Genomic DNA, 12,952 nt, shown 5'->3' on the forward strand with positions numbered 1-12,952 from the left:
GACACCGGCACCTCCGACGTGGTCGCACCGCCACCGTCACGCTCGGCGGCCCGACAATATCAGTGTCAGGCGTTATTCGTTCCCGAGGCCGCATTGGTGAAGACGAATTTCCCGTATGCCCAGAATCGAAAGCCCATGGCGACCGCCTGCCCGACGAGCGTGCCGGAAACGTTGTCCGCCAACGGACTGTCGAGCCCCAGGACATAGCGTGAGAATCCGAGGCAGCCCAGCTGCAACCCGATGGCCAGCACATTCAGTACTGCGTATATGAGAATGTGGCGGGCCCCGGTCGAGCCCCGATGATCGGAGTAGGTCCACCACTTGTTGCCGAAATAGGTGACGACCGTGGCCACGCCGATGGAAATGATCTTGGCGAGCAGCGGTTGGTGGAACAGCGGCCCCTCGCCGCCCAGGAACACCAGCAGGTTGTAGGTGCCCGCGTCGACCACGAATCCGATCGCGCCGACCACCAGGAATGCCCCGCCGCGCTGCACCAGACCCCGGATCTTGCCGGTGAGAGAGGCATCCGGCGGGGTCTCGCTCATCGCCGTGGACTCGTTCGCAGACACCGGCCGACGGTACCGCAACCCGCCGCACCCATATACCTGTGAACGTCGGGTACCCTCCCGGTGTTCATATTCGCCTCCGATCAGAGGATTGACCGGGTGGACTCCACCGAGCTTCGTATTGCCGCCATTGTGCCGTGCCACAACGAAGAGGCCGCCGTCGCGAAGGTCGTGACCGACCTGAAGGCCGCCGTCCCGGGCATTGTCGTCTATGTCTACGACAACCTGAGCACCGACGCCACCGCCGAGAAGGCGCGCGCGGCCGGGGCGATCGTGCGCACCGAGAACCGCAAGGGCAAGGGCAATGTGGTGCGCCGCGCCTTCGCCGACATCGAGGCCGACGTGTACCTCATGGTCGACGGCGACGACACCTACGACGCGGCCGCGGCCCCGGAGATGATCAAGGCCCTGGTCGAGGGCCCCTACGACCACGTGCTGGGCGTGCGCCGCGAGGTCGAGGCCGGATCGGCCTACCGCGCGGGCCACGAGACCGGTAACAAGGTGCTCAATGGCGTGGTGGGCAAGGTCTTCGGCGAGAACGTCGAGGACATGCTCAGCGGTTACCGGGTCTTCTCCCGCCGCTTCGTGAAGTCCTTCCCCGCGGTGTCGCGGGAGTTCGAGATCGAGACCGAACTGACCGTGCACTCCCAGCATCTGGGCGTCCCGCAGACCGCCGTGCCGGTCGGTTTCCGAGATCGGCCCGCGGGCAGCGAATCCAAGCTGCGCACCTACAGCGACGGCTTCAAGATCCTGCGGTTGATCATCGGCCTGGCGCGGCACGAGCGACCGGTCGCCTTCTACGGGCTGTTCGGCACGCTGGCCTGGCTCGTCTCGGTCATCCTGATCACGCCGATAGTGATCGAGTTCTATCAGACCCACACCGTCCCGCGCTTCCCCACGCTGTTCCTCGGATTCACCTTGCTGCTGCTGGGCAGCCTGGCCTGGACCGCCGGTCTGATCCTGGACGGCATCCGGCGTTCCCGGCACGAAGCGGCGCGGCTGATGTACCTGCGCTATGCGGCGGTCGGCGCGGACCATCCGGCCGGTTCGGTGCGATGACGGCGGAGACGGACACCGTGGTCACCGAACAGGAACGTCCCGCCCTCGCCGCGCCGGAGCCGGCCCCCGCGCCCGCCGCGACAACCGGCCCGCGCCGCGCCGTCATCGGCATCGAGCGGCGGTTCGGTTCGGCCGCACTGACTTTCGTGCTCATCGCGGGCATCTTCGGCGCGGTGTGGTCGGTGCTGACGCCGCCGTTCTGGGGCCACGACGAGGTCACCCAGTTCGGGCGCGCCTACCAGGTCGCGCACGGCGGCTTCCTGCCCGAGAAGATCCACGACGACCGCGGTCCGGCATGGGGCGGCGACGTGCCGGTGAGCATCGACGCGCTCATGGGCTACGCCATGGACGACTACACCAACAATCCGGACGAGCCGGAGCCGATGGTGGCCGACCCGCACGCCTACGACGCCCTCGGCGGCGCGGCGGTCTCCGCGCAGACCAAGCCGGTGTGGTTCACCAATACCGCGGCCTACTCGCCGATTCCGTATCTGCCGCCCGCGGTGGGCATTCGCCTCGCCGAGGCCCTCGATCTGAATGTCGGCGGCATGGTGCTGGCGACCCGCTGGGCCGGACTGCTCGCCTACCTGGTGATCGTCGGCTTCGCGCTGCGCGTGCTGCGCGGGCACCGGGTGCAGTGGCTGGCCTTCACCGTCGCGGTGCTCCCGATCGCGCTGTTCCAGGCCGGGACCGTCACCGCGGACACCGTCACCAACGCGCTGGCGATGCTGCTGTCGGCCCTGGTGGTCAAGGGCCTGTTCCTGGGTGAGCGGCTGTCGAAGCCGGAGACCGTGGCCGCGCTCGCGACAACCGTGCTGCTGCCGGTGTGCAAGCCGACCTACGTCATCATCGCCATGCTGATCGTGCTGATTCCGGCGCGCCGCTTCGGTTTCGGCGCCGCCGGTTCCGACGCCGAGCGGGTCGCGTGGTGGCGGCGCGCGCTGCCGTGGGCGGCCGCGGCCGTCGGCGCGATCGCGTTCGCGGTATGGATGAAGATCGCCGCGCCGACCGGTGACGGCATGAGTCTCATGCGCCCCCAGAAGGATTGGGGCAATGTCCGGCCGGGCGATCAGTTGCACGGCATTCTCACCGATCCCCTGCATTTCGTCCGGGTGTTCGGCGACTCCATCGCCCGCCGCGATCAGCTCTGGTTCACCCAGTTCTTCGGCGCGCTCGGCTTCTCCTACGTCGAGGTGCCGGCGCTCACCATCCTGGCGTGCGTCCTGGCCTTCATCATGAGCATCGGTGCGGCGGAACGCTTCTCGCCCCTGGCGGCGAACCGGACCCGGACCTGGCTGGTGCTGGCGGCCGTCGCCGCGAGCGTGGCGATGATCTACGTGACCCTCTACATGTCCTTCACGCCGGTCGGCTACTTCATCATCGACGGCGTGCAGGGCCGCTACTTCGTGCCCTTGGCGGTGCTGGCCCTGGCGGTGCTGCTGCGCTGGCTGCCGCTGCGGCTCACCGATGCCGCGGGCCGGGTTCCGATGCGCGGCATGGTGTTCACCGTGGTGGGCGCGACCACCGTCGCGCTGATCGCGGCGGTGATCAAGTACAGCACCGTGGTCTGGGGCTGAGGGTTCCGCTAGAGCACCCGTTCCCCGGCGGCGACATACGCGGATTCGGTGGCGGCTTTCTGTGGCCGCCACCAGGATTCGTTGTCCCGATACCAGCCGATGGTGGCGTCGAGGCCCTGCCGGAAGTCGCGGTAGCGCGGTTCCCAGCCGAGTTCGGTGCGCAGCAGCGAGGCGTCGATGGCGTAGCGCAGATCGTGCCCCGGCCGATCGGTGACGTGGTCGAAATCGTCGGGTGACCGGCCGAAGGCCGCCAGGATCAACTCCACCACGGACCGGTTGTCGCGCTCGCCGTCCGCGCCGATGAGATAGGTCTGCCCGATGCGCCCGCGCTCGAGGATCTCCCAGACCGCGCTGTTGTGATCCTCGACGTGAATCCAATCGCGCACCTGATGGCCGCTGCCGTAGAGCCGCGGCCGGACCCCGTCGATGAGATTGGTGATCTGGCGCGGGATGAACTTCTCCACATGCTGGTAGGGCCCATAGTTGTTGGAGCAGTTGGAGATCGTGGCCCGCACGCCGAACGAACGCACCCAGGCGCGCACCAGCATGTCGCTCGACGCCTTACTCGCGGAATAGGGACTCGACGGGTTGTAGGGCGTGCTCTCGTCGAATGCCTTGGGGTCGTCGAGTTCCAGATCGCCGTACACCTCGTCGGTGGAGATGTGGTGATAGCGCACCTGGTGGCGGCGCACGGCCTGCAGCAGCGAATAGGTGCCGACGATATTGGTCTGGACAAACGGCCAGGGGTCGGCGAGCGAATTGTCATTGTGTGATTCGGCGGCGAAATGCACGACCGCGTCCACGCCACCTACCAAGCGGTCGACCAAGGCGGTGTCGGCGATGTCGCCATGCACGAACTCGATGCGCTCCGCGACCGGGTCGAGCGAGGCGCGGTTGCCCGCGTAGGTGAGTTTGTCCAGCACGGTGACGTGCACGCCGGGGCGCTGGGTCACGGTCTGATGGACGAAGTTCGCGCCGATGAAGCCGGCGCCTCCGGTTACGAGCAGTCGCACAGCCGAAACATTACGTGGACGGGGATGAACGCCGTCGTGCGGCCGCGGAAGTTGCGGCCACTACACCGGCCGGGCCACCGGTGTGAGCGGAATCGGACATCCGGTTGAAACATATGTACTTAATCGAAAGCCGGAGTCCGAGGCGAAATGTCGTAATTTCGTGTTCTCAACGCGACATTCACCCGCGAATGATCGCGACTTTCCCGGCGAGCAGTGTGACCTTCATCACAGCAGAGCCTTTCGGTAACGATCAGGCAGATGAAATATCTGATTGAAACCCTTTCCCATGCAGGGCGTTTCCACTACCTTGCAGACCGCACGATCGTGATGGTGAACAAAATTTGAACGAACGGTCACGATGGGTTCACCGCTCGTTAGCTGTCCTCCATTTCGATTCGTGTTGTCCCCCCGAGCTCTTCGATGAGGTTTCTAACAACATGCTGATGAGGAAGTTTGCCGCTACCGCGGCGCTGGTGACCGCTGCTGTGGCCGTCACCGCCGGCACCGTCAACGCGGCCCCGGCCACCGACGCCAACGCGCCGATCAACTACACCGCCACCACCACCGACACCAACGCGATCATCCGTACGGATGCCGGTTCGCTGGTCGTCGAGAACGGCAACTTCGAGATCAAGGCCGCCAACGGCAATGTGGTGGCGGGTGTGCCCCTGCAGCTGAAGGTGGACGACTTCACCTTCCCGGTCGCCGCGGACATCTCCGGCAACACCGCGACCCTGACCCCGCAGGTCGACATGGACCACGCGAAGTACACCCCGGAGAACGTCAAGGACGTCGCCCTGCCGTACGAGGACCAGGCTCCCTGGAAGTCGGACTACGACCGTGAGCAGGCCGCCTGGAACCGCATGAAGGACACCATCTCCACCGGTGCCACCATCGGCACCCTGGTCGGTGGCATCGGCGGCGCCGGCCTGGGCTGCGTGCTCGGCGGCATCGTCGGCGCCGGCGCTGCCGCGGCCGCGATCGTCGGCCTGTTCGGTCCGCTGGTTCCCGCGGGCATCCTCGGCTGCCTCGGTGGCATGGCCGCGATCGGCTTCCTGGGCACCCTGGCCGGCCAGCTGTTCGTGACCGCGCCGGTGGCCATCGCCGCCGCGATCCAGTACTTCTCCACCATCAACGAGCCGCACATCCAGTCCAAGTAGGACTCGGTCTGCAGCGTCGAAACCCCCGCCCGGATCAGCCGGGCGGGGGTTTCGCCTGTTCGAAGCCCTTGTGCGGGAGTAGATGTGGGGCCCGAAGCCAGACTCTCCGAGCCCCACATCATCAATCAAGCAGTGCGCGAGTGATCAAGCAGTGCGCGCGATTTCCGCGGCTTCGATGCGTTCGCGGACGAAGCGCGCCACATGCGCCAGGGCCGCCCGGCTCTCGGGCATGTTGGGGAAGATGGCCATGAACGCGTGCACCTGGCCGCGCCAGATCTCCAGCGTCGCGGGCACACCCGATTGCGCCAGCCGCTGGGCCATGATCTCGCTGTCGTGGCGCAGCACCTCGTCCTCGGCGACGATGAGCAGGGCGGGCGGCAGCCCGGCCAGCCGGGCATTGACCGGTGAGAGCTGGGGATCCAGCCGCCCGTCGACGAGCGCGCCCAGCTTGACCACCGACTCCAGCGCGGACAGCGGGATCAGCGCGTCACGCCGATAGTTGGGGTGGTTGCGCTTCTCGGTGCAGTCCAGATCCAGTGCGGGACACAGTCCGACGAGTCCGGCGGGCACGGGCAGACCGTTGTCGCGGGCGCGCAGCGCGGTCGCGAAGGTCATGTAACCGCCGGCGGAGTCGCCCGCGAACACGATGCGCGCGGCCGGGGCGCCGTGCGCCAGCAGCCAGGTGTAGGCGGTCAGGCAGTCGGTCACCGAGCCCGCGATATCGGTCGCGGGCAGCTGCCGGTATTCCACGCTGACCACCGGCAATCCGGTGCGCCGGGCCAGCGCGGCCACCACGGGCCGGTGGGTATCGAGCCCGCAGAGGAAGAAACCGCCGCCGTGCATGTAGAGCACCGCGCCGTCGCGCAGCGATTTGCTCGCCCCGGCCGGCCGGACGATCTCCATGCGGAAGCCGTTGAGCCGCACCTGTTCCCGTTCCACCCCGCCGGGGGCGGGCCGCAGTTTGGCCAGGCTGTTGATGACGGTGTTGATGGCCGGCATGGCCCCGACGGTGACGGGCATCAGTTCGCCCATGGGCCGGATCATGGTGCGGGCGACGACGGTCAGCGCGCGGGCGGCGGCACTGGTCCGATTCGGATTCTGGACAGAGAGGGGATCGGCTGTTGTGTCCACAGGCCAGTCGTGAGCCATCGCGCACCTACCTCGTTGTTGGCGCGCCGAGCCAATCGTCCGGGGAGACCGATGCTTCCGTGGTCGGAGGGGCTCGGCACCCGGCGCGCGAGAGTCGGCGCTGACATCTCACATAGTGTTATTTCAGAACACCATGAGTACGTGACCTACGCAACAGGAATCGCCAATCCGGCATGACGGCAAACCGCCGTGATCGATTCGAAGTCCACTCGGAACCTGGCCGCCGCGGTCCGCGATCGAACTGGCAGACTCTCGTGACATGCGCGGAATCATCCTGGCCGGGGGCACCGGATCACGGTTGCACCCGATCACGCGCGGGGTGAGCAAACAGCTGGTCCCGGTGTACGACAAACCGATGGTGTACTACCCCCTGTGCACCCTCATGCTGGCGGGGATCCGGGACATCCTGGTGATCACCACCCCCGAGGACAGCGACGCCTTCGCCCGGCTGCTCGGTGACGGCAGCCGCTTCGGCGTCTCCATCTCCTATGTGGTGCAACCCGAACCCGATGGCCTGGCCCGCGCGTTCGTGCTCGGCGCCGATCACATCGGCACCGACACCGCCGCACTGGTGCTGGGCGACAACATCTTCCACGGTCCCGGCCTCGGTACCCGGTTGCAGAAGTTCCACGATCTCGACGGCGGGGCGGTGTTCGCCTACCGGGTGTCGGACCCGACCGCCTACGGCGTCGTCGAATTCGATCAGGGGCGGGCCATTTCCATCGAGGAGAAGCCCACGCGGCCGCGCTCCAACTACGCGATCCCGGGGCTGTACTTCTACGACAACGACGTGCTCGCCATCGCCCGCGACCTGAAACCGTCCGACCGCGGCGAATACGAGATCACCGATATCAACCGCGCCTACCTGGAACAGGGCCGCCTGCACGTGCAGGTGCTGGCTCGCGGCACCGCGTGGCTCGACACCGGCACCTTCGACTCCCTGCTGGACGCCGCCAATTACGTGCGCACCATCGAGGAGCGACAGGGCCTCAAGATCGGGGTACCCGAAGAGGTGGCCTGGCGACTGGGTTTCATCGACGACGACCAACTGACCGAGCTGGCCGCACCGCTGGAGCGCTCCGGTTACGGAAAATACCTGCTGGGCCTGCTGGACCACGGGCGAACCTGGGAGTAAGGCATGCGGATTCGAGAACTGTCGGTGCCGGGCGCGTGGGAGTTCACGCCCCGGCAGTTCGGGGACGCTCGGGGCGTCTTCTACGAGTCGTTCAAGGCCTCGGAATTCGAGAAGGCGGTGGGCCGGCCCTTCGATCTGCTGCAGGTCAATATCTCCACCTCCGCCGCGGGCGTGCTGCGCGGCATCCACTACACCGAGAATCCGCCCGGCCAAGCCAAATACGTGACCTGCGTGCGGGGCGCGTTCCTGGACGTGGTGGTGGATCTGCGCCGCGACTCCCCGACCTTCGGGAAGTGGGACGCGGTGGTGATCGACGATGTGGAACGCAAGGCCGTGTTCCTGGCCGAGGGGCTGGGGCATGCGCTGCTGTCGCTGGAGGACGACTCCACGGTCAATTATCTGTGCTCGCTGGAATACGCCCCCGAATTCGACCGGGATCTGGACGCTTTCGACCCGGAACTGGGGATCGAATGGCCGACGGTCGGACGCAACGGCGAAACGCTGACCTTCATTCGCTCCGACAAGGACGCGGCGGCCCCCCGGCTCGCCGATCTGAAGCTGCTGTCCCGCCTCCCCGGAACTTCAGCGGCCAACTGAGAGCCGTCGTCTGTATCGCACCCGGGCCTCCGTCACCTACCGAACCGATTCTGGACGTCCCCGGCGAGTTACCCAATCCTCACGAAATCAGTTGTCACGCAGCTGAGGCGCATCGCAATCGCGATTCGCCTCAGCCATTTTCGGGTGAACGGCTGGTCCCGTGTGAGCGGCGGGACCGGCCGGCGAGGGCCTAACCGACCAGTTCGACCTCCACCTCACGGGCTGCCTGGCGGCGTGCCCGCAGCCTGGGGAGGAACACGGTCAGGGCGACCAGGGCGCCGACGATCGACACACCGGCGGCGAATTCCAGGCCGGGACGGTAGGTGTCGAGCATCGCCTGCGGGGTGGTCTCGCTCGGTGCGGCGGAGGTGACGATGGCGGTGGTCACCGCGAGCACGATGGCCGCGCCGACCTGCATGGCGGTCTGCAGCACACCGGCCGCCAGGCCCTGTTCGTCGTCCTCGATACCGCTGGTGGCCTGAATGTTGATGGCTGGGAAGCCGACCCAGCCGATGCCGACCAGCAGCACCGCGGGCAGCAGCACGGTCAGGTAGCCCGGCGCGGTGTCGATGCGCAGGTACAGCAGGTAGCCCACGGCCATGACCACCATGGTGATCGCGATGATCGGGCCGGTGCCGAAGCGGTCGACGAGCTTGTCGGAGACGAAGGCCGAGGCGACCACCAGCAGACCGACCGGCAGCAGCGCCATCGACAGCTTCAGCGGCGACCAGCCCAGGGTGTCCTGCAGGTACAGGGTGGTGATGAACTGCCAGCTGAAGTACGAGCCGGCGACCGCGATGATGGCCAGGCTGGCCCGGACCAGGGTGGGCTTGCGCAGAATGCCCAGGCGCACCAGCGGGTACTTGACCTGGCTCTCGGCGTAGACGAACGCCGCACCCAGCACGGCCACCGCGACGAACGAGCCGATGGTGCGCGCCGAGCCCCAGCCGGCCTGCGGCGCGGAGACCACGGTGTAGACCAGCAGCAGCATGGTGGCGGTGGACAGCAGCGCGCCGATCAGATCGTGGCCGCCCTCCTCGGCCGGCTTGTCCTTGGGGACAAGGAAATACGCGGAGACCAGCGCGGCCAGCGCGACCGGGACGGGCAGCAGGAAGGTCCAGCGCCAGCCGAGGCCGGTCATCAGGCCGCCGAACAGCAGGCCCATGGAGTAGCCGCCCGCGCCGAACACGGTGTAGATGGACAGCGCCTTGTTGCGGGCGGGGCCCTCGGCGAAGTTGGTGGTGATGATGGACAGGCCGGTGGGCGCGGTGAACGCGGCGGCCAGACCCTTCACGAAGCGGGTCAGGATGAGCAGGGCCGGGGAACTCACCAAAGCGCCTGCGAGGGAAGCGATCGCGAAGACCGCGAGGGCGATGAGGAAGACCTTGCGGCGGCCCAGCAGATCGGCGGTGCGGCCGCCCAGCAGCAGCAGGCCGCCGTAGCCGAGCACGTATCCGCTGACCAGCCACTGCAGGGTCGAGGTCTGAATGTGGAGTTCGGTACCGATGGAGGGCAGTGCGACGCCGATCATCGACACGTCGAGGCCGTCGAGGAACAGCACGATGCACAGGGTGATGAGCATGCCCCAGAGCCGGCCGGTCCACTGGGTGGAATCGGCCGCGGTGCTCACTGCGGGGCGGGTCTCGGTGGAAGTCACGAGAGAGGACACTACATGCGTGCGCATCAAATGCACAAGCATTTAATGCGGTTGCATGAGTTGCTGCGACGAACTAGGATGGCCGCATGCCGAAGCCGACAGCAAGCGCCGAGTGGGGGAGCGCTGTCGAACGGTCCGCGGTGACGTCGCTCCAGCAGACGGAACCCGCAGGACTGGTCGATCAATGGCGCGATCTGCTCGCCCGGCACGCGACGACCTCGTGCGCTCTCGAAAAAGAACTGCAAGGCCGCCATCACATCGGGCTGAGCGAATTCGAAACCCTCGACCGCCTCGTGGAATCCGGCAGCGACAGCTGCAAGATGAGCGATCTGGCCAATGAGATCTACCTCAGTCAGAGCGCGCTCTCGCGCACGGTGGCGCGGCTGGAGCGCGACGGACTGGTGGACCGGACGCTGTGCACCGAGGATCGGCGCGCCATCTTCGTGTGCGTCACGGACAAAGGGCGCGAACTGCACAAGCAGGCCGCGCCCACGCACCGCGAGGTGCTCGCCCAGAGCCTGGGCGCGCCCGCGATGCCGATTCTCTGACCGCGGGCCTACACCGCCGCGCGCAGTGAGTCGATCACCGGAAGCGCGTCCACGGCAATGGAATTCACCGCCGCGACGGCCTCGCGGTAGCGCTCCACCTCGTGCTCCTTGTCCAGGTAGGACGAGCCGGTGAGGGCTTCCACATAGACCACCGGCGGTTCGGTGGGTTCGCCTGCGGCGGTGGGGAATTCGAGCAATACGAACCGACCGGCATCCATGCCGTGGTGGTAGCCGCATTCCACCGGCAGCAGGCGCAGCCGGACATTGGGCAGTTCGGCCAGCGCGCGCAGCCGTTCCAGCTGCCCACGGGTCACCTCGTCACCGCCGACGCGATGCCACAGCACCGCCTCGGCGATCACCACGTCCAGCTGCAGCGGCGCATCCGACCGGGTGAGCAGCGACTGCCGCGCGGTGCGCACCCGCACCCGGCGAGCCAGCTGCTCGGGCGAGATGCCCGGATACGCCCCCGACAGCACCGCCCGGTAGTACTGCTCGGTCTGCAAAAGCCCCGGGACCAGCTCGTTCTCGTAGCTGGTGAGCCGGCTCGCGGCCTCCTCGAGACCGATGTAGACCTCGTAGCCCTCATCGATCACGTCGCTGAACTCGGTCCACCAGCCGCGCGCCTTGGTTTCGCGCGCCAGCGAGGTGAGCGGTTCGATGGCGTCCTCGGGCGCACCGTAGATGCGGCACATGGCCTCCACATCCAGGCTGCGCAACGAGGTCTGACCGGTTTCGATGCGCCAGATCTTGGCCTCGGACCATTCCAGGCGCTGCGCGGCCACCCGTGTCGTCATCCGCGCGCGATTGCGCAGGTCGCGAAGGTGCCGGCCGAGTTGCCGGCGCGGCACGGTCGATCCGGTGATCCCCTGCGGTAGAGCCATACGTCCCCCTATACCAGTGTTGCGATCGCATTGTTGCACAGGAAAACTCAGCGATCCATGGACGCGGGGCGCGGCCGGATGGATAGGATGGCGGCCTTTCGGCCAGGCTACTTCCGCGGCGAACGCTTGCGGAACCGCCAGAACTGCACGGCCTGAACATCTTTCGAGAGCTGGTTGACCGGCTCCGCGACATCCGAGAGCGCCTGGAAGAGATCGTCGGCCATATCGGAGATATGGGAGACCCGCGCGGCCAGCCGGGAGGCGTTGAGCACGAATTCCAGCAGCAGGCGCACGGTCGCGGCGATCACCAGACCCAGCGGGAGCGCGAACACCACCGCGAACACGATGCCCAGCCAGGCCGAAACCCGCCACAGCAGTACGGTTCCCACGATCGGGACGGCGCAGGCGCCCGCCAGCCCGAGCAGATACGCCAGCGGCAGCAGGGTGCGGGTGGCGGCGCGGTGGAATTGGACGTCGAGCAGGGCGCGCGCGGCGTCCACACTCCAGGAACCGAATGCGCTTGGGCTGGAGAAGGGTTCGACCGGCTCCTCGACCTCCTCGTCCGCGGCGATGCGCCGGGATATGCGGCGCGTCGCGGACTCCTTGAAGGCGGCCCAGCGGCCCTCGGCGATGATCTCGTCGTCGTCGAGTTCCCCGAGTGCGGCGGTCTCGCCGCCCGATCGATCCGTGTTCCCGCCCGCGTGCTCGGCCATGCCGACGATCTCCTCTCCCACAGACCTTTTCGGCGCGTCCAGTCTCGCCGGTAACGCGGGGGCAGCACAGTCCGAGACAGTGTGTTGTAGAACACGTTCGGCCATCGTGCCGGTTCGTGGCCACAACCGGCCGCCAGCGGCCTTGACGGCATCGGCGCAGGCAGAACCGCCACCACCCCGGCGCGTCACCGCTGCGACAACGTCACTAAAGGGTCAAAACGGACCGGACACCCGACATTCTGCGACGGAACCGGACCTTTGGTGGAAAAGGGTGTGTAACGACCCGAACGCCTCGCGCCGATACGACGCACAGAGCAGGAACCAGATCTACCGGGGAATGGAGAATCCAGTGCGTACGACGTTTTCGTCAGCCGTTGCGGAATCCGCGCAGGAATACATCCGGCGCGGCTGGACGGTCGCCGAAACCGCCAATGGCATCTGCCTGGTCACCGACGAGGAGATTTCGGGCATCGAGGTCACCGGCGACACCGCCGCGTTCGTGCGTCGCTACCTGCGCGCCAATGACCTGACCGGCCCGGTCATCGAGATCCCGAGCGCCGAGCGCCGCGAGATCCACCTGGTGACCGGCCTGCGCAAGGCCACCCGCGCCATCGAGGCGCTGCGGGCGGCCGGCGTGATCGTCCACACCGACGGCGCGGGCATCCCGCTGCCGCCGAGCAAGCTGTCCGCCGGTGCGGCGTGCTGGGGCGTCGCCCCGCACGAGGCCCGCTGGGTCCCGCCGGTGGTGGCCATCGCCGCCGCCGTGCGCGCGGCGGCCAAGGGTGCGCAGAAGGCGACCCGTATCGCTTCCTGATACCCAGTTCGAATACCGATCCGAAACCCGCGAGTGCACCCCGGCGCTCGCGGGTTTCGTCGTATCCACTTCGAAACGTTGCA

The 12,952-nt window shown here is 67.3% G+C and carries 13 protein-coding genes; 7 read left to right on the plus strand and 6 right to left on the minus strand.

Annotation, left to right across the window (positions count from 1 at the left end; translation table 11 throughout):
• Positions 1 to 65: 65 nt before the first annotated feature.
• Positions 66 to 569 carry a GtrA family protein gene (locus tag D7D52_RS24975; protein ID WP_246023276.1) on the minus strand — a complete coding sequence of 168 codons (504 nt, stop codon included), beginning with the start codon at positions 567 to 569 and terminating at the stop codon, positions 66 to 68.
• 96 nt (positions 570 to 665) lie between these two features.
• Between D7D52_RS24975 and D7D52_RS24980 the strand changes: the two genes are divergently transcribed.
• Complete coding sequence (locus tag D7D52_RS24980; RefSeq protein ID WP_120740131.1) at positions 666 to 1,625, plus strand: glycosyltransferase; 960 nt, start codon at positions 666 to 668, stop codon at positions 1,623 to 1,625.
• Positions 1,622 to 3,202 (plus strand): DUF2142 domain-containing protein, encoded by a 1,581-nt coding sequence (locus D7D52_RS24985; RefSeq protein WP_120740133.1) that lies wholly within the window; start codon positions 1,622 to 1,624, stop codon positions 3,200 to 3,202. The genes D7D52_RS24980 and D7D52_RS24985 overlap by 4 nt, the downstream gene beginning before the upstream one ends.
• 8 nt (positions 3,203 to 3,210) lie before the next feature.
• Here D7D52_RS24985 and rfbB read toward each other — a convergent pair whose 3' ends face one another.
• Complete coding sequence (gene rfbB, locus D7D52_RS24990) at positions 3,211 to 4,215, minus strand: dTDP-glucose 4,6-dehydratase (protein WP_120740136.1); 1,005 nt, start codon at positions 4,213 to 4,215, stop codon at positions 3,211 to 3,213.
• Positions 4,216 to 4,652: 437 nt separating this feature from the next.
• On the opposite strand from rfbB, the gene D7D52_RS24995 reads away from it, so the two are divergent.
• Complete coding sequence (locus tag D7D52_RS24995; protein WP_120740138.1) at positions 4,653 to 5,375, plus strand: DUF8020 domain-containing protein; 723 nt, start codon at positions 4,653 to 4,655, stop codon at positions 5,373 to 5,375.
• A gap of 144 nt (positions 5,376 to 5,519) precedes the next feature.
• On the opposite strand, the gene D7D52_RS25000 is transcribed toward D7D52_RS24995, so the two are convergent.
• Entirely contained in the window at positions 5,520 to 6,506 is a 987-nt protein-coding gene (locus D7D52_RS25000) for an alpha/beta hydrolase (RefSeq protein ID WP_246023277.1), read from the minus strand.
• A gap of 277 nt (positions 6,507 to 6,783) precedes the next feature.
• Here D7D52_RS25000 and rfbA point away from each other — a divergent pair, with 277 nt between their 5' ends.
• Together rfbA and D7D52_RS25010 are read left to right on the plus strand one after the other, a co-directional pair.
• Positions 6,784 to 7,659, plus strand: coding sequence for a glucose-1-phosphate thymidylyltransferase RfbA (rfbA, locus tag D7D52_RS25005; protein WP_120740142.1), 876 nt, complete (start codon positions 6,784 to 6,786; stop codon positions 7,657 to 7,659).
• Between the two features lie 3 nt (positions 7,660 to 7,662).
• A complete protein-coding gene (locus D7D52_RS25010; protein ID WP_120740144.1) occupies positions 7,663 to 8,256 on the plus strand; it encodes a dTDP-4-dehydrorhamnose 3,5-epimerase family protein in 594 nt (197 codons plus the stop codon).
• 190 nt (positions 8,257 to 8,446) lie between these two features.
• Here the strand turns inward: D7D52_RS25010 and D7D52_RS25015 are convergent, their stop codons facing one another.
• A complete protein-coding gene (locus tag D7D52_RS25015; protein WP_246023278.1) occupies positions 8,447 to 9,913 on the minus strand; it encodes an MFS transporter in 1,467 nt (488 codons plus the stop codon).
• An 86-nt stretch (positions 9,914 to 9,999) separates the two neighbouring features.
• Between D7D52_RS25015 and D7D52_RS25020 the strand changes: the two genes are divergently transcribed.
• Positions 10,000 to 10,461: a MarR family transcriptional regulator gene (locus D7D52_RS25020; protein ID WP_120740146.1), complete on the plus strand. Its 462-nt coding sequence runs from the start codon at positions 10,000 to 10,002 to the stop codon at positions 10,459 to 10,461.
• A gap of 8 nt (positions 10,462 to 10,469) precedes the next feature.
• On the opposite strand, the gene D7D52_RS25025 is transcribed toward D7D52_RS25020, so the two are convergent.
• Both D7D52_RS25025 and D7D52_RS25030 read right to left on the minus strand, forming a co-directional pair.
• The gene (locus D7D52_RS25025; protein WP_120740148.1) at positions 10,470 to 11,342 is read right to left on the minus strand and encodes a helix-turn-helix domain-containing protein; all 873 of its coding nucleotides are present in this window, start codon (positions 11,340 to 11,342) and stop codon (positions 10,470 to 10,472) included.
• A 107-nt stretch (positions 11,343 to 11,449) separates the two neighbouring features.
• Positions 11,450 to 12,055, minus strand: a complete 606-nt coding sequence (locus D7D52_RS25030) for a DUF4282 domain-containing protein (protein WP_120744443.1) — start codon at positions 12,053 to 12,055, stop codon at positions 11,450 to 11,452.
• Between the two features lie 349 nt (positions 12,056 to 12,404).
• Here D7D52_RS25030 and D7D52_RS25035 point away from each other — a divergent pair, with 349 nt between their 5' ends.
• Entirely contained in the window at positions 12,405 to 12,869 is a 465-nt protein-coding gene (locus tag D7D52_RS25035) for a hypothetical protein (protein WP_120744444.1), read from the plus strand.
• Positions 12,870 to 12,952: the final 83 nt, after the last annotated feature.

Origin of the sequence: Nocardia yunnanensis (genome assembly GCF_003626895.1) — a bacterium.
Lineage (GTDB): Bacteria > Actinomycetota > Actinomycetes > Mycobacteriales > Mycobacteriaceae > Nocardia > Nocardia yunnanensis.